Here is an 18,073-nt window from a genome sequence, read left to right as displayed (position 1 = left end):
TGGGTGGAGTGATGATATTACGGGATGCCAGCAATTGGTAGAAGTCATCGTTCGATATTCCGATTAGTTTGGCTGCTTGTTCAAGGTGAATGCGCTGTTGCTGATAAAGCATAATAGCGATTTCCTGGAGCATTTCTGCTTCAGTCATTTTGGCTGTTTGCAATAGTTCAGTGGGGATAGTTAAGCTCATAGCAGTTTTGTTGAGTGGCGGTAACTTTATTCTAGCTTCGGTTACAGGTAGATTTGGGGGATGCTATTGGCGTGATTCAGCTGAGAGAAAAAATGCGCTCGCTGTTTACTCCTCCAATATCCGATCAAAGAGCGTACGCATAACCTCGTCGTTTGATAGAGAAATGCGTCCCTTGCGCGTGCCGGATGGCATATCGCGCTTTCGGTTGGGAGGCATATCGCACTTACTCAGGGATTTGCACAAGAGGATCGATCGCACCTCCCAAACGAGTGAAGTGATTCGGATTAAGCATCAGCCACTATCTTTTGTGGCAATTTGTTATGATGTATCAAGCCTTGCCAATCTAAGAAATGAGCTTGACACCCTCTCTTTACGAAACAGATTTCTACGCCTGGACACAAGAGCAAGTAAAGCTCTTGTCTGAAGGTAAGTGGCATCAGCTTGACTTGAAAAATATAATCGAGGAGATCGAAAGTTTGGGGAAGCAGGAACGTCAGCAATTGCGAAACCGTTTGGCGGTGCTTTTGGGGCATTTGCTGAAATGGCAATTCCAGAGGAATCATCGCAGTAAAAGCTGGTTGGCAACAATCAGGGAACAGCGTCGCCGTCTGACTATTCTGCTGGAAGAAAATCCGAGTCTTAAACCTTATCTAAGTGAAGCGCTGGCAATTTCCTACGCACTAGGCACTGACTTAGTAGTTCAAGAAACGCCTCTCGATTACGACGATTTGCCTGAAGTTTGTCCCTACACTTTGGAACAAGCTCTAAGTGATGAATTCTTGCCGGAATGAATCAAGCGATCGCGCTTACTCAGGGATTTGCACAAGAGGAGCGATCGCACCTCCCAAACGAGTGAAGTGATTCGGATTAAGCGTCAGGAGAACAGCTACCTCTGCTTTGAGAGCAGCTTGAGCAATTAGAGCATCAAAAATACCGCCACCTGGAAGATTTAATGTTACCATTTGATCGATTGCAATCTGATAATCATTGGAGAGGAGTGGAATCACTTCAATGTACTGCAAAACATCTATAATAATGCTCTGAGCTTGTTGGGGAGTAATGCGTGGCTGAATCGGTAAGCGCGTCATTACAGAATACGTTTCCGCCAAGCTGTGAGTCGAGATAAACCCTTGAATTTGTCTAGATTCTGCTGCCACCAGCCGTGATATGATGTCCGGTTAATCACCCATAGTTAGGAATGACTTGGGAGAGGGGTGACACGGTGACTTGGGAGAGATTTTTATTCAGGGTAATTAGGCGGACATCATATGAGAAGCAAACAGAATGCTTCGGATGATTGACAATTAATGCAGCAACCAAGACAGAGGTATCAAACAAGACTTTCATAAAGCCATTTGATCCTGAATACGTTCTTCTCGTAACTCATCTATGAAAGTATTAAAATCGAAGTTTTTTGGTAATTCCGCATCTAAGACTAAAATTCCTTCTTTTCGATAGATTTTTGCTTGATCGGATGGCAGTATACTTGTTAATTCAGGGTTGGGTTCAGGATGTTTTTCAGGCATTTTCTGACTCAAAGCCGCAATTTTTTCAGCGATCGCCTGCCAAACAAACTGTTCGGTTGATATTCCCTGAATGTTTGCCCATTTTTCGATATCTTGTTGAAGTTGAGGAGGAAAGTTCATAGGAATCAATACAATTGCGCTGCGGGTTGTCTAACTATTTTAAAGTTTGAGGTTGTTGAAAAGCATATATATCTTTAATAACTTGCACCCAACCATCGGATACTGAGTCGAGGATGCGATCGCCTTTTTCCTTCGTCGCCACGGTAGGATCGCCAAATACCCCAGTTTTACTCAAATCTCTCGTCGCCCAAGCAAAGGGTAATCTGCCTTCCATGCTTAGCAGCGTATCTTGTGGCAAATTGGGATACTCGGCAACGGCTTTATCCATTTTCACTTGATCTGGCAGGATAGAAAGCATCAAACTCGTTTCCGCATCTCCAGCGTGAATGCCCAACTGTGCTTCTTTCGGCGCGAGCAATTCTTTAGTAATATGAGGTACGCGCCAAGTAAACAGGGGGAAAACCATAAAATCCCCATATTTTAAGTGAATATCCCGCGCCGCAATTTCCATCACCTGGGGTTGCCCGCCGTGGGAATTCATCAACACGAGTTTGCGAAACCCAGCTTGGTAAATACTTTCCGCCATTTCATTTAGAATTGCCAGCAAGGTTTGTGCGCTTAAAGTAATGGTGCCGGGAAAATGCAAGTGTTCGGTCGATTTGCCGTAGTATAAAGGTGGCAAGGCATATGCTGGAATATCGGGTTCAAGCTTTTCCAGCGCCTTGCCCAAGACTCCGACACCGATGGCAGAATCGACTATTAGCGGTAAGTGGGGGCCATGTTGCTCAATTGCCCCTACGGGTTGGATGATTACTACATTAGCTTTATCGGGCATGGCCTGGATTTCAGTCCAGGTGAGGTAGGGGAAGAAACGCGCTGGTGGAATGAAACCGTGCATCAGGGAATTTTAGATTTTAGATTTTAGATTTTAGATTTTATTTTACTGCTTTCTCGGGAAAAGAATCTTCATATCACAGGTGTTCTCTAAAATTGTATCGGCGATCGCTTGAATTTCGCCGCTCATATTTATCGCCTGTTTGCTCGTGCAAGCTCAAAGGTGTTGAAGACTTGAAGGGGTCTTGCAAAACTACATTCAATCCCCATTTTACTGCGTTAGTAATTTCCTTAGCCAACTCGGTATTAGCTTTCTCCTGTTGTTTTTTCCAACCCTCCTCACTGGTAGCATAGAGCGTAGGCAAACGATTGAGAGCATAGGCAATTATCTGTGCTGGATTGATGTAAGAAACCAGTTGCGGCGACAGTTTCTGGAGTTGCCGTTCCACTTCTTGAGCTACTAGCGGTTCTATAGCATTGCGATAAATTAGAGGTTCCATATTTGTTATGAATTGAGCGGCGAATAACAGGCGATCGCATGAAGGCAAAAGGATGATGCGATCGCAGTTTATTTAAAACAACTAGGCATCACCAACAACGCTACCAGATGATTTCTGTTTGCGCTGCAACAGCGAACCTGCACCTACCACACCCAAAGCTAATAAACCCAACACAGAAGCAGGTTCGGGTACGCTTTTTGAGGGGGCGGTTTCCGAACTGAAGGCCAGACCCCAAGGCCCCTCTAAGTTGTATCCCGGTTTAGTAAAGACATCAATGAAGGCGCCAGTCGAACCATTGTAGCGCCGGACAGTGTTACTACGGTAATCAGCAACGTAAAAGTTTCCATCTGGCCCAAAAGCCATTTGTTGTCCAGAAAGCTGCCCGTTCCCAGGGATATAAGTTGGGTCTAAAGTGTTACCACCGACCCCAAAAGGTGTTCCATCTGTCTTGTAGCGCAAGATACTGCCATTGCTGGGGTAGTTAAAGCTATTTTGGCTGACATAAAGATAGCCATCAGACCCAAACAGCAACGCCTCGGCGCGAACTCCCGCAGCAAAAACAGACACGGTTGTTCCATCGTATTTATAGACAGTACCCTGGTTTCTGCTTGTGAAATAAATGTTGCCAGTCGTGTCAATTGCTAGACCAACTGCATTGCCCAAACCCGAAGCAATAATGCTCTCGAATAACCCTGTTTTTCCATCAAATCTCTGCACGGTTCCGTTATTATGATTGGCAACATAGAGATCGTTATCAGAACCACCGAAAGCAAACTGATGGGGTCCCGCTAGCGATCCGCCGGAAGTAAAAACCTCGAAGCTTTGGGTTGCTTGGTTGTAGCGTTGGATAGTGTTCGTATACCCTCTACTTAGATAAAGGTTACCGTCCGGGCCGAACCCCAAGCCTATAGCTCCGTTGAACCCACTGTGCGAACCGTCATTGAGAACCCCCAGGAAGTTTCCTTCCAGGTCGTACTTCAGGACGCTGTCGGTGCGATCGCTCACTACGTAGAGCAATGAGGCTGCCTCTGCAATTGGAACGCCCAAGGAGGTTACAGTTGCCACAGTTAGCATGGCGATAAAAGTTTTGAGTTTGGGAAGTTTCAAAGTCTGCCTCAGAATAATTGGCGATTTTTGTAAAAATGACATACAAAGTACTCCTGGCAATTCTTCAGAACCAACAGAAACGACTTGTGCTTGTATAGATGCGCTCATCTCTTCAACGAGCGATCGCTTCTATTTGAGATATCTGTCAAAACTCAAAATTTTCGCCGGAGCTGGCAATTGTTACAAAAATTTATATCAGCGTTCCAAAGAAACCGGGTTTCCAGCTGGGATCTCTACTTACAAAGCGACGATTTTTCCGAGAAACCGGGTTTCTAGCACCAAAGAAACCGGGTTTCCAGCTGGGATCTCTACTTACAAAGCGACGATTTTTCATAGAAACCGGGTTTCTAGCACCAAAGAAACCGGGTTTCCAGCTGGGATCTCTACTTACAAAGCGACGATTTTTCCGAGAAACCGGGTTTCTAGCACCAAAGAAACCGGGTTTTCAGCTGGGATCTCTACTTACAAAGCGACGATTTTTCATAGAAACCCGGTTTCTAGCATAGACAAATTGCCGCGAAATTTTGCCGCGAAACTCCGATAACTACTCATAAGACCCCATTTACCCGGCGGAAAGCGAGTTATGAAATCAAGCGATCGGAGTCCAACGAGGGAAAGACAATTGCCAAAATGCATCCAGAGAGTTGCTTGGCGGTGCAAATCATGTGATAGCGATAATCTGCATCAACGCCTGAAACAGCTTGTCGCCGCAGCGCGTTCCTACCCGCCAAAAAGCTGGCAGCGGCGACAAAAACTCAACGAAATTGTCCGAAGCATCCTCAAATCGGGCAAACTTTGGCAAGAAAACAGCCCTTATTACAACGATGCACTGCAACAAACCTGGCTGTATTTATGCCGAAATTTGGAACGGTATGACCCTGCTAAAGGCAGCGTCATTACCTGGCTAGATAAATACTTGCGTTGGCGACTGCAAGATTACCGAGAAGAGCAAAAGCAGGAACAAGACAGGACTGTTTTTAACTTTCCGACAGCAGCAGGAGATACGATTGAACTAATCGACAATTTGCCAGCTTGTCCCGACATTCCGCTGATTTTGGCAGAAACTTACGAATGGGTGGCGACGGATCCAGATGGAGAGTTAAGCGCGACGCAAGTTAAAGGATATCCCCACGTGACTTGCCAGGTGATACTTCTGCGACGCCTCCCGCCAGAAATGACTTGGAAAGCGATCGCACAAGAATTTGGCATACCCCTGTCCACCGTTGCCAATTTTTACAAGCGCGAATGTTTGCCCCGCCTGCGAAAATTTGCTCAAAAACAGGGATATCTGGATTAGAAGTGAATAGAACCTTACCCGTTATGACCCGCACCATTAACCATATCTTAGAAAAATCTATCCCCCTGCCGATTACAACCGCAGCAGTGCGGATAGCGCGGCAGTTTGCCGATCAACAGCTAACCCCCGAAAAGCAACAACAGGTATATTTCAATACTTTGGCTGTCTGTGCAGTCCATGACTACATGCAAATGATGGATATTCCAACTGACTTGAAAGCTAGCGACAGTTGGAACCCAGCCATACGAATTTATCACGATGCAGCCGATCTGAAATTGACCCGATTGGGACAGTTGGAATGTCGTCCGATTCCAGCTACCTGCTGGCAAAAATCAGGTCAGCCAATCTGCTATATTCCACCAGAAATGCCGGATGACAGAATTGGTATCGTAGTCGTTGCGATTGACGATTTGCGTCAAGAAGCCACCCTGTTGGGGTTTGTGGAAAAAACAGCAACAAGCGAACTATATATCAACCAATTGCAAACGATTGATGACTTACTCGCATATCTGGAACGTCTGGAGTTGCCAATAGTAGCGCCAGTTCCAGCAGTTAAGTTAAGTCAATGGTTCCAGAATATTTTTGCCACAGGTTGGCAAAGCTTGGAAGCGCTTTTAAGCTCAAACGCTGCCAATTTAGCGCCCATGCTCAGAAAATCTGCTCGGAATCCCGGTTTCTTCCTAGATGAAACTCGCTCCCAAGAAACCGGGTTTCTAGGAAGCGAGCGATCGCTCACAACCAACAATAAAAGTTTCTCTGCTGCCAATCTGAAATGTTTTGAGCAGAGAGATGCTACAAAATCCAGCATTAAAGCAGCCAAGTTGATCGATTTAGGCATTCAACTGGGAAATCAGTCGGTGGTCTTGCTAATGGCACTGACATCGGAGGAAAATGAAAAAGTGGGGATTAGCGTGCAGGTGCATCCAACTCTGGAAAAATATTTGCCCCCCAATCTGAAATTGGTGATGCTCTCTCAAACAGGGGAAACTGTTCAAGAAGTCGCATCTCGCAGTCAGGATAACTTCATTCAACTAAGGCGGTTTAAAACCCAACGGGGAACTTGCTTTAGCATCCAAGTGCATCTAGACGATCTCAACATAACAGAAGACTTTACGGTCTAACAAATGACTAAATTAGTCATATTGAGCCTCGGACAGGGTAACTTGGAAAGCGGTTTGACAAACGTCAGCGCCCGGATTTGGATGTCTGGCAACTCTTGTCCTACGCAAGTTTCTGGCAGTTTACCAGCAGCACCAGAAATTGCAGAATGTTACAGACGTTGGCGGATTCTCTATGAGGAACTCTATCAACGTCTTTTTTGGCGAATTCGCAGTCCAAATAAAGAGTTTGAAATCGATACATCCGATGTGACTAATGTTTCTGAAGTCGAATTCAGCGAATTGTGCCAGCAGTTAAAAACATTGCTCAATAATTGGTTAAATTCGACAGATTTTGAGCAGATTAAAACCAAATTATACCTGAAGTTAAAACCAGCTGACGAAATTCGGATAATTGTGGAAACCAAGGATAACCAGTTGCGGCGAATTCCCTGGCAGTTGTGGAATTTCTTGAAGGATTACCCGAAAGCTGAAATCGCCTTGGGTACGGTAAATTTTGAGCCACCCCCCTATCGCACTCCTGCTGGGAAAGTGAGAATTTTAGCAATTTTTGGCAGTAGCGATGGTATTGATATTGAGATAGACCGCAAGTTGCTAGAAAGGTTACCGGGGGCGGAACTGGTTTGTCTGAATCAACCTCGACGCCGAGATTTAAATCGATATTTGTGGGATAAACAAGGCTGGGATATTCTTTTTTTTGCAGGCCACAGTCAAACCGAGGGAGATACGGGTTGGATTTATCTCAATCAAACTGAGAGATTAACAATTTCTCAGTTTAACAATGCTTTGAGAAATGCTATTGAACGGGGGTTGCAGCTAGCAATTTTTAACTCTTGCGATGGATTGGGATTGGCAAATCAGTTGGCCGATCTGCAGATTCCGCAAACGATTGTGATGCGAGAACCAGTATCAGATGAGGTAGCGACGGCGTTTTTAGAGAATTTTTTAGCAGCTTTTGCGGGTGGCGAGTCTTTCTATTTAGCAGTAAGGGAAGCAAGGGAAAAATTAGAACCACTGGAAGATGAATTTGTTTGTGCTACTTGGTTGCCAGTTATTTGCCAAAATCCTGGTGTAGAACCTCCAACTTGGCAGCAGTTGCGCCGAATTGACTACCTCACACTTAAAACTGTTTTGATTGGTAGTGTGGCGGTCACCATTTTGTTGTTGGTGTTGCGACAGATGGGAATGCTTCAGTTATGGGAGTGGCAAGCGTTTGACCAAATGCTGAGACTGCGTCCGGATGAAGGGGTAGATGCGCGCCTGTTGGTAGTTGAAGCAACGGAAGAGGAAATTAATCGATATGGTTTTCCCTTGCCAGATGCGGTTTTAGCTCAAGTTGTAGATAAGTTGAAACCCCATCAACCGCGTATCATTGGTTTGGATATTTTTCGAGATCGCGCCACAGCCGGTCGTGGAGCATTAGCCAAGCATTTTGAGCAAAATCAACACCTGATCGGTCTTTGCAGCGCTAAGCAAGTCAGCAACGCCAATAAACCTGGAATTGCACCACCCCCTAACCTGCCAAAAAACCGCTTGGGATTTAGCGATGTGGTGGTAGACCCGGACGGCATTCTCCGCCGCCATCTATTATTTATGCAACCCCTCCGCAGCGATCCTTGTGCCACAGAGCATTCTTTCAGTGCTAGAGTGGCACTGCATTATTTAGCAAAAAAAGGCATCCAACCGCGCAATCTTTCTGGAGATAGGATGCAACTGGGTAAAGTTATATTCACTCCTTTAGAAATGAATGTAGGGGCTTACCAAAATTTAGATTTTCGCGGTTTTCAAGTAATACTAAATTACCGCAAACAGGTAGCAAGGCGAGTTAAAATAACAGAGGTTTTATCGGGTCGGTTGAATCCGGATTGGGTGAAAAACCGCATTGTCTTAATCGGCATGAATGCTGCCATTTCTGCCGATGATTTTTCCACACCTTACAGTACGAGTAATTGGCCTTACCAGAAAATGCCGGGTGTTCTGGTGCAGGCGCAAATGGTGAGTCAGATTCTGGCTGCTGTTTTGGATGGAAGACCTTTGTTGTGGGTGTGGAATTGGTGGGGAGAAATGTTCTGGATTTGGGGTTGGTCAATAGCTGGGGGTTTAATCGCTTGGAAGGTTCGCAGACTACCGGATTTGATACTAGCTGCTGCTGTAGCTGTTGGTGTTTTGTATGGAGTCTGTTTTGTTGTTTTAACCCAGGGTGGATGGGTACCGCTAGTGCCTTCAGGTTTGGCATTAGTGATGACTGGGGGGAGTGGGTTCGCTTACATAATTTACCAACAGCGACAATAGTAGAAAGGTTCAAGATGGTATGAGCAAAGGTAAACTGCTATTGAGGCAGATCTCGCTTAACTTATTTTTGGTTTTAATCATTATTCAACCTAACTTAGCCGCGACGCTAAAATACGACCCGCCAACGCAAGGAATGCCAAGCGATCGCACAGACGGAGGCAGCCGCAATCACCCGCCATTCCCGACAACGCTACAATACGACCCGCCAATGCGAGGCGCACCAGGGGATCGGGGAGATGCAGGGAGTCGGAGTCCTTATGATATCTCAGCTATTAGCCCTGCCACTAATTTGGGATTGACTGCTGCCGAGTATCCGACTTTCTGGCTTTACGTGCCGACTCGCATTTCATCTCGCTTATCAATACAGTTAATACTGCGGAATGAAAACAAACAAGTTATCTACCGAACTACTTTTGAAATCACCCAAGGAAAAGGAATTGTAAATTTTCGTCTGCCCAAAACAGCGCCTCCTTTGGAAATTGGTAGGAAATATCAATGGGTGTTCCGTAGCGAAGATCTTACCCGCTACGGATGGGTTGAACGGGTGGCACTCAAACCCGAAATTGTCAGTCAATTAGCAACTGCAACACCACGGCAGCGGGTGCTAATTTTTGCTCAAAATGGCATCTGGTACGAGACTTTAACTGAATTAGCTGAACTGCGTCGCACCCATCCCCAGGATGCTGAAATTGCTGCTGATTGGGCGGCTTTGTTGCAACATCGGTTGGTGCGTTTGGACAAGATTGTTGCAGAACCTTTTCTTCCTTGTTGTACGCCTGAAGAATAGATATCTCCAAAACAGGACTGATACTAAATCCGCTTTGATTACCCCTTTGATGCCGAACGACTGAAGTCGCGGCTATACAAACAAAGACCGCCTGCGCGGTCTATAAGAATAAAGGGGTCGTTGGCCCGGATTTGGTATGATGCAAAGAAACCGGGTTTCTCGGAAAAATCGTTGATTTGTCAGCTACAGATCTAAAAAGAAACCCGGTTTTTGGCCTGGTTGTGGGGTGGTGTCCCGCCTGCCTGTTTGAGGATGGCAATCTTTCCGGAAAAGTGATGGAACTGGGTGTAGTGCTAGATACCCCTTTCGCAGCGATCGCACGGCGCTATACCTATAAATGAACCCCGATCCGAATGGGATGAGCAACTACAAACTGTTCTTGAGGCAGATATCAGTTAACTTATTTCTGGCTTTGACAATTGTTCAGCCCAGCTTAGCAGCACCAAGGATGGGCAAGATGCCCATCCGACAAGACAAATCAACCCCAGAATTCAACCCGACAACAACAGGGGCACTTAGCGATCGCCAAGATGCAGGTGGTCGAAATCACCCGCCATCACCGACAAGGCTAGAATACGATCCGCCACAGCGAGGGGCACCTGGCGATCGCAACGACGCAGGTAGCCGGGGATCGGAGGAATTGTTGGCTCTAGTTCCTGTGAATAAATATGGATGGACTACTGCTGAATATCCCACTTTTTGGTTTTATCTGAAGCGTCAAACTTCCTCAACCAGCACTATCAAATTAGAGCTAATCGATGAGAATCAAAAAGTAGTTTATCAAACCACTTTGGCGCTGACTCAAACAGAAGGAATTATGCATATTACTCTCCCGAAAACAGCGCCTAGATTGGAAATTGGCAAGCAATATCAATGGGTGATTTTCTCGGGTAATATGGATAATGAAATGCACGCTAGCGGGTGGATAGAACGAGTGGCATTGACACCCGAATTGGCGAGTCAATTGCAGCAAGCCAAGCCAAGAGAGCGGGTGCTGATTTTTGCTAAAAAAGGCTTTTGGTACGAGACTATTACCGAACTGGCTGCACTCCGCCGTGCCAATCCCCAAGATGCTCAACTCGCTGATGATTGGGTTGCTTTATTGCAAGATCCAGATGTTAGTTTGAAGGAGATAATTTCCCAGCGTCTTGTGCCTTGCTGCACGCCTTAATTAACGTAAGTTGCTAGACGAGGCAGCAGCCCACTTTCCTCTCCCTCTCGTTCCCAGGCGTAAGCCCGGAGAACGAGATCTGGGAGGCAGAGCCTCCTGACGGGGTAATGCAATTGAAACTTTATTGTGCATCTCGCCCTCTCAGCAATGTTTCTGCCCACTGGCTATCTGCCTCGGACAGTGGCGGTTGTGGTGGCTGGGTGTAATCGATTGCTAAATGATACCGCCCTTTTTCGTAAACGCGGTTGAGCAAGGGTTGTAAATCTAAAATTGGCTCCACCTCACCGGCAGAGAGAGGAATCGGCACGGGTGGGATTGGCTGGCGCAAGCTGAAGGCATACAATTCTCCCGTGGGTCGCCGATCGCCACGACAAATTAAAATGCGATAATCCCCCAAGTTTTGACTTTCAATCGGAAAGGGTTTACCACCTCGCAACAGATCGATTTCAACTAGATGAGTAGCGCTGGTTAAAACTTGATTTCGTTTGCGATCGTAGGCTATGCGCCCTTCACCGGAACGCTTATTTTTGGGAGACAAAAGTTCGATTGTGGTAACGACGATACCTGTAGCAACTTCTCGAATTTCGAGATACCGCTCGTTCACTTCTTCTGCCATTGGAACTGTCACCTTCTCAGGTTGAACGGACAAGGATAGAGTAGCAATAGATGAGGTAGTTTCTGCTGTTCTGCTAGTTAGCACCGCGACATCGGAAATGCCAACTAAAACGCTTTCTGCATCGTTGCTGAAGTAAGTCCGTTTTTCTATTTCGACTCGATATTTCTCGCTGAGACGATCGACCAAATCATCTGCGATCGCTACAATTAAACGATTATGCACAGCTGACCACAATTCTGGATTTTCGAGATAGGGATTCATTCCAGGCCAGGGCGATCGCATAGGACAGTTCCACTAAGTCAGAGACATATATCTATGGTACTGGTTGGCATCCAGATCGATCGTCGCCAGCGATGCGATCGCCACAGGAGGCAAGAGCCTCCTTTCCTCTCGTTCCCAGGCGTAAGCCCGGAGAACGAGATGCGGTGGGCTGCTGCCTCCCCAGGGGATGTTGGTTCTTTTTATCTCATCAGTTAGTCATTTCCCCAGTGGCATCTGGCATTTTCTCTCAACATGGCAATTAGTATGACCAGTAATTTTTGTTCAAAAAACCAAGCATATTCTTGCATAATTTCATCAGAAAGTAGCAAGGGATTGGGGTCACACTTGTTGTGGTCTGGGTAAGCGATCGCCAAGCGTTGCGTCAGCATTATCCCTTGCCAATCTAGCCCTAATTTATTGCTAATTTCGATAAAGTTTGTGGGTGAAACGGGTTTGCCATTGAAATAGCTAGTCATCGTAGAACGAGAAACGCCTATCGCTTCAGCCAAATCTATTTGGCGAGCAAAGCGACGATATAGAGCATGTTTCACTGTTGGGATATGCTCTGGAGACACTCGAATTCCTGGTGTTCTTGCCATAGTCTTTAGCCGTTCCTTAAAAAGCTCCTTGTCGGGTAATTACTACCCAAATTGTCTTGAGAATCAACCACAGGTCATACCAAAGACTCCACCGTTTTTGGTAACGCAAATCTAATGTAACAATTTGTTCAAAATCATTGACAACAGAACGACCGTTGACCTGCCATTCGCCTGTTATACCGGGTTTAACATTTAACCTGCACCAATGGCGATCGCTATAATAAATAACTTCATCGAAGCTGGGCGGACGAGTGCCAACTAAACTCATTTTTCCCACCAAAACATTCCAAAACTGCGGTAGTTCGTCCAAACTGGTACGGCGCAAAAAACGACCGACTCTGGTGATGCGCGGGTCATTCTTATTCTTAAAGATTGCTCCACTGGCTTCGTTTTGAATCTCAGATTTCAAGGCGTCGGCATTGTTGACCATTGTGCGAAATTTATAAATGGTAAAGGGACGACCTCTCAGTCCGCAGCGCTTTTGCCGGTAAATGATAGAACCAGGACTATCTAGTTTGATGGCAATGGCAATGGGGATAAATAATATGGCTAGAATTAGCAGTCCTACGATACTGCCTACAATATCTAACGAGCGTTTAAAAATGCAGCGAGTGGAGAGGTGAGTTGTGGGGAATAATCGGAAAGGTGATGAAGGGAAAAGAGTTGGTTTAATTGTTGGAGTTGTGAGCATATTTGAGGAACCATGAAGAGGTAAATCATAGGAAGAGAAGATGGGGGTAGATGTGAAGAGTAATGGCGATCGCATATGATTTGGATGTGGTGCGATCGCGCGAGTGAATCAATCAGTTCAAACTGCTACCTGACGCAGGTTGTTTGCGTCTCAATAAAAAACCTGCACCAAAGACACCAAAAGCCAATAAACTCAACGCAGAAGTGGGTTCGGGAACGCTTGCTGGTGGCGTTGGAGTTGAAGTTGAAATAGTGGCAGCAACACTTGTAGTGTCAAACCAAAAAGTTTGGTTGCTGCCAAAGCCTACAGCAAAGTCTATGATATCGCCAGTATTAAGTGATAGAGTATTTATAAATGACTTAGCACTGGCAGCACCAAAACCGTTAACTAAATCGTTGAAAATCGAAATACCATTCCGAAGAACATGGACATCCGTCGTTGTTGGACCTACAAAGTCTGCTCCAGCAAACTTTGTAGAAAGTGAGTAAGTTCCTGTTTCAGGCGCAACCCAACGAAGAATACTATATTGCCCATTTGCACCAGGATGCAACAAGACTTCATCTCCTGGGAGTTGCCCTGTACCACAGTTTAATGTGCTTCCGGTGTTGTTGTGTCCGACAGCGGGATTGTCCCAGTAGGGATTGCTTGAGAAAGAGCCTATCCATCTGTTAAGTTTTCCATCACATACAGTATCAGTTTGGCTGAGTTGATTGAAAACAGATCCAAGTGTTTGCGACCACCCATAGCGCCAAACACCATTAGGATTATTAGTTGTAGAAAAGTCAGCGGCAGCGTTGAAAGTCAGAGCAAGACTGGGACTAGCAGCGAAACCAACAATGGCAGTTGCCATTAACATGATTTTGGATGTTTGGAAAATTGACATGAAAAATCGTCCTTGTAATTCTTCAAGATGAGCTAATCTGTTCAATGAGCGATCGCATTTACGCAAGGATAGATGCATCAATGTCTTCAATCGGCGATCGCATCTAATTTAGATATCTGCCAAAATTCAAGTTTTTCGCGGCGGCTGAGATATTGTTACAAAAGTTTATATTCGGGAGGCGATCGCATTGCTCAAGGAAGTAAGTGCGATCGCATATGATTTGTATGTGGGGCGATCGCGCGAGTGAATAAATCAGTTGAAACTGCTACCTGAAGCAGGTTTTTTGCATTTCAACAGCGAACTAGCGCCGAATGCAGCCAACGCTAATAAACCCAATGCAGAAGTAGGTTCAGGGACAGATTGAGATTCGCCAGCAGTGACTTGATTAAAGGTGAAATCGTCGAAAGCAGCAGTACCATTCCCAGTAATTTTTACAGAATGAATTCCAGTCGCAGAAATGCTCAGAGTAGATGAATCTTGTGCCGAAAAACTTCCTAACAAATTCCCATCAACTCCAAATGCTTCAATTAATAGCGATCTCGTCGGGTCAGGCCACCTGTCTGGCTTAATAGAGACAAAGTTGGTTACTGCTTTTATAGCAGGATTTGATGGCATAAAAAAGCTAGCAAAAATTGGATCGGAGTAGCTTAATATGCCATTCTTGATGGCTCCAATTCCATTGCTTCCACTCACTGCATGACCGAATCCTAAATTAACAAGAGCTACTCCAGAATTGCCAGAACTGTCTGAGCTGAAGCTAACGCCTGATGTCTCTAAAAACTGATTCGATATACGTGCCTGTGAAGGAACTGGATTCCCTGCATAAAAAGTCATTGCCCCACTCAGGTTATCAAAATTTATGGTAATAGCGAGGCTGGGACTAGCGGCAAAACCAAGCATGGCAGATGCCATTAACATAACTTTGGGTGTTTGGAAAGCAGACATGAAAAAATCTCCTTATCGTTAATTGGAATTAATGCAGCGAATCAGCGCGATCGCATATTCTGGGTATGTGATGCGATCGCGCTAGTGAAGAAACTACCTGAAACCGCTACCATTTACTTGCTGTTGCTGTTTGCGTTTCAGCAGCGAAGCTACACCTAGCGCACCAAATGCAAATAAACCTAATGCAGAATTAGATTCAGGAACAGATACAGATTCATCCGGATTAGAAGTACCGTACTCCACGTAATAACCTTGACGTGCAAAACCCGTCCAGTCATTCCACGTACCAGGAATTGGTCTGTAGTCTAGGTGTGCATAATCTTCGTTCCCCAAATTATTAGGTTCGCCAAGACTCCAGTTTGAATAGGCACTGTTAACTGCCGCTCCCCCTGACCAAAATATTGTTCCCGCTTCTGGTCCTGTTACCCATTTCCAGATTCCTTCTTGTTCGGCATCGCTAGCACCAATCCACCCCCAAGCATCAAAATTAGTCCAAGCTCCAGGGGGAACAGGAGGATTGGGAAAGTCAGGCAAGATTAAGTTCGAGACAATAAAGTCCATTTCGACTTGAGAAGTAATTGTCGTCAAATAACCTTGGAGATTGTTGAAAATTCTTGTTTCAGCAGCAGATTTTGCCTCATTCCAAGTGAAACGACCAGGAACAAATTCGTAGTAGTGTCCTGTCGCTGAATTAAACAAAACAGTCGCTTGTACCCTTTTGGGTATTAGAGACACTAGCATCAAGGGTAGGGCTGCTAAAACTAAACCCCGATTTAACATGGAAAGAAACCGTTGCTTAAGCTTTGTGGATTTTCTTAAGCCAGACATATGCAACATCCTCCTTGTGATTCTGAAATAGTAAGAGAAACCACTCATGCTTTTGGAGATGAGCTAATCTCGATCAACTAGCGATCGCATTCACGCGGGTATAGATGCACTCAATTTGAGCAATGCGCGATCGCATCTAATTTAGATATCTGCCAAAATTCAACTTTTTCGCAGCGGCTGGAAATTTTTACAAAAGTTTATATTAGGGAGGCGATCGCCAAATAACAAAGTATAATCAACAACATTAATCTTCTAGTCGTCTCACATGGGAATCAGTTCCATGTCCATATCCGAACCAGAAAAGCAACCATCATTAAAACCGATTAATCTCCCCGATCCTCAAATGCGAGCGATCGCGTACAGTCTAGATACTTTGATTCCAGGACTCTACATTTGGCTAGGTGCCATCAAGATTCGCATCGGCGGTAGCTTACCGGAAGAAAGCTATCCGGGAACAATTCACAGCCCAATTGGCATTGCCTTAGTTCTTCCAGGCTACCGCATCTATAGCAGTTACCAAGGTAGCTATGACCCTTGACAACCTTGCCATCTACAGAATTTGAGTTACTTTTACTGAGAACAAGCTATAGTAAAATAAGTAATTTTATTCAATCATTATGATACCACAAACAAAAAAAATAGTGACAGATGAACAAAACCGTTTAGTTGCCGTGTTAATTGATTATCAAGACTGGGAAAAAATCGAGCAATTATTAGTGGTTCATCAGGGTAAAGAAGCAGCCACTTCAGACAGTAAAACACCTCAGATTGAAGTTAATTTTACTATCCCGGTGCGAGATATACCAGATACCCATAGGCAAGAAGCAGAAAGCAAAGCGAAAGAAGCCTATGTAATGACGCTCTTGAGACATGGAGATATCAGCACCGGAAGAGCAGCAGAAATATTAGGGATGCCTCGCGTAGATTTGTTTGATTTAATGGGTGAGTATGGCATTTCAGTGTTTCCAGATTATACACCCGAAGAATTAGAGCGTGAAGTGAATGAAACAGCTCGGATGCTGGAGAAATACAAGCAGTGATTATTATTTCAGACACCACACCTCTAAGCGAATTGTCTAAAATCGGACAACTGAATTTACTCAAAGATATTTTTGGACAAGTAATCATTCCTCAAGAGGTTTACAATGAAGTCACTACAGGAACTCATCCAGCAACAACAGAAGTCCCATTAGCTAAGTGGATTGAGGTACGAATGGTTAGCGACTCCCAAAAAGTTTTAAACCTAAAGAATACTACAAGACTTGGTTGGGGTGAGTGTGGAGCAATTATCTTAGCTGAAGAATTAGGTGCAGATAGATTGTTGATAGATGATTCGCCAGCTAGAAGAGAAGCTGAATCTCGAAACTTACCCGTTGTCGGCACCGTTGGCATACTATTACTTGCCAAACAACAAGGTTTGATCCCTAATGTTAAAGAAGTTTTAGATGATCTCATTGCTAATGGTAAACGTATAAGTCAACAGCTCTACCAGCAAGTACTTAATTCGGCAAAGGAATAGCGATTTGCCAAAGCGATACTGGCGATTAACAAATCTGCTCGTCCAATCTTGCGTAGTTTCGGGGTGACACGTAGGCGATCGAACTGTTCTGCTGCTACCTGACTGATCGGCACAATTAGAAGCTTGTTCAGTAATTCTTCTGTACGGAATAAAAGCTCTTGTGCTTTCAACAAGTCAACCCCTGTTTCAGCTTTGAGCAGGTAATCAATCCGTCCCCGCAAAACTTCAACTTTTGTGATGATAGTAATTCCAATAACTCAAGTTGCTAGTTATAAAAGCGATCCCCCCAACCCCCCAACACACGGGGGGCTTAAGAGAAAGTAAGAGGGATTTCCCGCCTTTTTAAGCAGGTAAATCGATTTAAAGTCCCCCTTACTAAGGGGGATTTAGGGGGGTCTCCAAAGGTTAAGCTTATAACTAGCAACTTGGGTTAAATACCGATCTTTAAAGTCTTTCAGTCCACTTAAGTGGACTTTTGCTATTAGCCCGGAAATTGATTTCCGGGCGGGCTATGAGACTGATGCAATATCTGAGTAAAACCACCAAAGAGATGAGCTTAATAACTGAATTTCTTCCGTCGTCGTGCCCAGCGAGTCTCTTGCCAAAGACGAATAAACAGAACGCTCGATACAATCGCTCCTAAGAACCATTTAATCGCATTTTTTGCCAGCGCTTGGCGCTGATTTGCCCGCTTGTTGATTGTGCGTTCAATGTTTGTTCTGCTTTGGCGATTTCTGAAGACAACTGGCTTTTTAACTTTTCTGGATCTTGAGCATCTTTAATTTCCGGTGAGTTGCCTTGGTTGTTTAAACGACTGGCAAAATTAGTCAACTCTGCGGTTGAAGCATT

Annotated in this window: 27 protein-coding genes; 12 read left to right on the top strand and 15 right to left on the bottom strand. The window is 45.0% G+C overall.

Annotation, left to right across the window (positions count from 1 at the left end; genetic code table 11):
- On the bottom strand, positions 1 to 190 hold a 190-nt coding region (locus ACE1CM_RS35600; RefSeq protein WP_374883634.1), incomplete at its 3' end, for a UPF0175 family protein.
- 350 nt (positions 191 to 540) lie between these two features.
- Between ACE1CM_RS35600 and ACE1CM_RS35595 the strand changes: the two genes are divergently transcribed.
- The gene (locus tag ACE1CM_RS35595; RefSeq protein ID WP_374883633.1) at positions 541 to 981 is read left to right on the top strand and encodes a DUF29 domain-containing protein; all 441 of its coding nucleotides are present in this window, start codon (positions 541 to 543) and stop codon (positions 979 to 981) included.
- Between the two features lie 15 nt (positions 982 to 996).
- Here the strand turns inward: ACE1CM_RS35595 and ACE1CM_RS35590 are convergent, their stop codons facing one another.
- From ACE1CM_RS35590 to ACE1CM_RS35565, 6 genes are all read right to left on the bottom strand, one after another.
- A complete protein-coding gene (locus ACE1CM_RS35590; protein WP_374883632.1) occupies positions 997 to 1,347 on the bottom strand; it encodes a type II toxin-antitoxin system VapC family toxin in 351 nt (116 codons plus the stop codon).
- Between the two features lie 25 nt (positions 1,348 to 1,372).
- Entirely contained in the window at positions 1,373 to 1,537 is a 165-nt protein-coding gene (locus ACE1CM_RS35585; RefSeq protein WP_374883630.1) for a hypothetical protein, read from the bottom strand.
- Entirely contained in the window at positions 1,534 to 1,836 is a 303-nt protein-coding gene (locus tag ACE1CM_RS35580; RefSeq protein WP_374883629.1) for a hypothetical protein, read from the bottom strand. Before ACE1CM_RS35580 ends, ACE1CM_RS35585 begins: the two co-directional genes overlap by 4 nt.
- 34 nt (positions 1,837 to 1,870) lie before the next feature.
- Positions 1,871 to 2,674: a creatininase family protein gene (locus ACE1CM_RS35575; RefSeq protein ID WP_374883628.1), complete on the bottom strand. Its 804-nt coding sequence runs from the start codon at positions 2,672 to 2,674 to the stop codon at positions 1,871 to 1,873.
- A gap of 73 nt (positions 2,675 to 2,747) precedes the next feature.
- Positions 2,748 to 3,110: a late competence development ComFB family protein gene (locus ACE1CM_RS35570; RefSeq protein ID WP_374883627.1), complete on the bottom strand. Its 363-nt coding sequence runs from the start codon at positions 3,108 to 3,110 to the stop codon at positions 2,748 to 2,750.
- 81 nt (positions 3,111 to 3,191) lie between these two features.
- Complete coding sequence (locus tag ACE1CM_RS35565; protein ID WP_374883626.1) at positions 3,192 to 4,325, bottom strand: PEP-CTERM sorting domain-containing protein; 1,134 nt, start codon at positions 4,323 to 4,325, stop codon at positions 3,192 to 3,194.
- Between the two features lie 475 nt (positions 4,326 to 4,800).
- Between ACE1CM_RS35565 and ACE1CM_RS35560 the strand changes: the two genes are divergently transcribed.
- The 6 genes from ACE1CM_RS35560 (at position 4,801) to ACE1CM_RS35535 (ending at position 10,882) form a co-directional block, all read left to right on the top strand.
- The gene (locus ACE1CM_RS35560) at positions 4,801 to 5,514 is read left to right on the top strand and encodes a sigma-70 family RNA polymerase sigma factor (protein ID WP_374883625.1); all 714 of its coding nucleotides are present in this window, start codon (positions 4,801 to 4,803) and stop codon (positions 5,512 to 5,514) included.
- 2 nt (positions 5,515 to 5,516) lie between these two features.
- Positions 5,517 to 6,635: a DUF1822 family protein gene (locus tag ACE1CM_RS35555; RefSeq protein ID WP_374883624.1), complete on the top strand. Its 1,119-nt coding sequence runs from the start codon at positions 5,517 to 5,519 to the stop codon at positions 6,633 to 6,635.
- A gap of 3 nt (positions 6,636 to 6,638) precedes the next feature.
- On the top strand, positions 6,639 to 8,924 hold the full coding sequence (locus ACE1CM_RS35550) for a CHASE2 domain-containing protein (RefSeq protein WP_374883623.1): 2,286 nt from the start codon (positions 6,639 to 6,641) through the stop codon (positions 8,922 to 8,924).
- 19 nt (positions 8,925 to 8,943) lie between these two features.
- Entirely contained in the window at positions 8,944 to 9,711 is a 768-nt protein-coding gene (locus ACE1CM_RS35545) for a DUF928 domain-containing protein (protein ID WP_374883622.1), read from the top strand.
- A 176-nt stretch (positions 9,712 to 9,887) separates the two neighbouring features.
- Positions 9,888 to 10,052: a hypothetical protein gene (locus tag ACE1CM_RS35540; protein WP_374883621.1), complete on the top strand. Its 165-nt coding sequence runs from the start codon at positions 9,888 to 9,890 to the stop codon at positions 10,050 to 10,052.
- A gap of 17 nt (positions 10,053 to 10,069) precedes the next feature.
- Complete coding sequence (locus tag ACE1CM_RS35535; RefSeq protein ID WP_374883620.1) at positions 10,070 to 10,882, top strand: DUF928 domain-containing protein; 813 nt, start codon at positions 10,070 to 10,072, stop codon at positions 10,880 to 10,882.
- A gap of 121 nt (positions 10,883 to 11,003) precedes the next feature.
- Here ACE1CM_RS35535 and ACE1CM_RS35530 read toward each other — a convergent pair whose 3' ends face one another.
- Positions 11,004 to 11,780, bottom strand: coding sequence for a DUF4058 family protein (locus ACE1CM_RS35530; protein WP_374883618.1), 777 nt, complete (start codon positions 11,778 to 11,780; stop codon positions 11,004 to 11,006).
- Between the two features lie 33 nt (positions 11,781 to 11,813).
- Between ACE1CM_RS35530 and ACE1CM_RS35525 the strand changes: the two genes are divergently transcribed.
- Positions 11,814 to 11,975 carry a hypothetical protein gene (locus ACE1CM_RS35525; protein ID WP_374883617.1) on the top strand — a complete coding sequence of 54 codons (162 nt, stop codon included), beginning with the start codon at positions 11,814 to 11,816 and terminating at the stop codon, positions 11,973 to 11,975.
- Here the strand turns inward: ACE1CM_RS35525 and ACE1CM_RS35520 are convergent.
- From ACE1CM_RS35520 to ACE1CM_RS35510, 3 genes are read right to left on the bottom strand one after another with little or no spacing between them, the layout of a single operon-like run.
- The gene (locus ACE1CM_RS35520) at positions 11,972 to 12,358 is read right to left on the bottom strand and encodes a helix-turn-helix domain-containing protein (protein ID WP_374883616.1); all 387 of its coding nucleotides are present in this window, start codon (positions 12,356 to 12,358) and stop codon (positions 11,972 to 11,974) included. The two genes, ACE1CM_RS35525 and ACE1CM_RS35520, sit on opposite strands and share 4 nt — an antisense overlap.
- Before the next feature lie 16 nt (positions 12,359 to 12,374).
- Positions 12,375 to 13,124 carry a sugar transferase gene (locus ACE1CM_RS35515; RefSeq protein WP_374883614.1) on the bottom strand — a complete coding sequence of 250 codons (750 nt, stop codon included), beginning with the start codon at positions 13,122 to 13,124 and terminating at the stop codon, positions 12,375 to 12,377.
- Between the two features lie 37 nt (positions 13,125 to 13,161).
- Positions 13,162 to 13,977 carry a PEP-CTERM sorting domain-containing protein gene (locus ACE1CM_RS35510; RefSeq protein WP_374883613.1) on the bottom strand — a complete coding sequence of 272 codons (816 nt, stop codon included), beginning with the start codon at positions 13,975 to 13,977 and terminating at the stop codon, positions 13,162 to 13,164.
- A gap of 27 nt (positions 13,978 to 14,004) precedes the next feature.
- On the opposite strand from ACE1CM_RS35510, the gene ACE1CM_RS35505 reads away from it, so the two are divergent.
- The gene (locus ACE1CM_RS35505; protein ID WP_374883612.1) at positions 14,005 to 14,151 is read left to right on the top strand and encodes a hypothetical protein; all 147 of its coding nucleotides are present in this window, start codon (positions 14,005 to 14,007) and stop codon (positions 14,149 to 14,151) included.
- Positions 14,152 to 14,184: 33 nt separating this feature from the next.
- Here the strand turns inward: ACE1CM_RS35505 and ACE1CM_RS35500 are convergent, their stop codons facing one another.
- The gene (locus ACE1CM_RS35500; RefSeq protein WP_374883611.1) at positions 14,185 to 14,877 is read right to left on the bottom strand and encodes a PEP-CTERM sorting domain-containing protein; all 693 of its coding nucleotides are present in this window, start codon (positions 14,875 to 14,877) and stop codon (positions 14,185 to 14,187) included.
- Between the two features lie 93 nt (positions 14,878 to 14,970).
- Positions 14,971 to 15,705: a C-type lectin domain-containing protein gene (locus ACE1CM_RS35495; RefSeq protein WP_374883610.1), complete on the bottom strand. Its 735-nt coding sequence runs from the start codon at positions 15,703 to 15,705 to the stop codon at positions 14,971 to 14,973.
- Between the two features lie 280 nt (positions 15,706 to 15,985).
- Between ACE1CM_RS35495 and ACE1CM_RS35490 the strand changes: the two genes are divergently transcribed.
- The 3 genes from ACE1CM_RS35490 (at position 15,986) to ACE1CM_RS35480 (ending at position 17,224) form a co-directional block, all read left to right on the top strand.
- A complete protein-coding gene (locus ACE1CM_RS35490) occupies positions 15,986 to 16,243 on the top strand; it encodes a hypothetical protein (RefSeq protein WP_374883609.1) in 258 nt (85 codons plus the stop codon).
- A gap of 103 nt (positions 16,244 to 16,346) precedes the next feature.
- A complete protein-coding gene (locus ACE1CM_RS35485) occupies positions 16,347 to 16,745 on the top strand; it encodes a UPF0175 family protein (RefSeq protein ID WP_374883607.1) in 399 nt (132 codons plus the stop codon).
- Positions 16,742 to 17,224: a DUF3368 domain-containing protein gene (locus ACE1CM_RS35480; protein WP_374883606.1), complete on the top strand. Its 483-nt coding sequence runs from the start codon at positions 16,742 to 16,744 to the stop codon at positions 17,222 to 17,224. Before ACE1CM_RS35485 ends, ACE1CM_RS35480 begins: the two co-directional genes overlap by 4 nt.
- Here the strand turns inward: ACE1CM_RS35480 and ACE1CM_RS35475 are convergent.
- Both ACE1CM_RS35475 and ACE1CM_RS35470 read right to left on the bottom strand, forming a co-directional pair.
- Complete coding sequence (locus ACE1CM_RS35475; RefSeq protein WP_374883605.1) at positions 17,191 to 17,445, bottom strand: type II toxin-antitoxin system VapC family toxin; 255 nt, start codon at positions 17,443 to 17,445, stop codon at positions 17,191 to 17,193. The genes ACE1CM_RS35480 and ACE1CM_RS35475 overlap by 34 nt on opposite strands.
- Positions 17,446 to 17,863: 418 nt before the next feature.
- Entirely contained in the window at positions 17,864 to 18,055 is a 192-nt protein-coding gene (locus tag ACE1CM_RS35470; protein WP_374883604.1) for a hypothetical protein, read from the bottom strand.
- Between the last annotated feature and the right edge of the window lie 18 nt (positions 18,056 to 18,073).

The sequence above is a fragment of the Microseira sp. BLCC-F43 genome (assembly GCF_041929235.1).
Taxonomy (GTDB): domain Bacteria; phylum Cyanobacteriota; class Cyanobacteriia; order Cyanobacteriales; family Aerosakkonemataceae; genus Microseira.
Note: the sequence above shows the minus strand (reverse complement) of the source record. Positions and strands in the feature narration are given on the sequence as shown.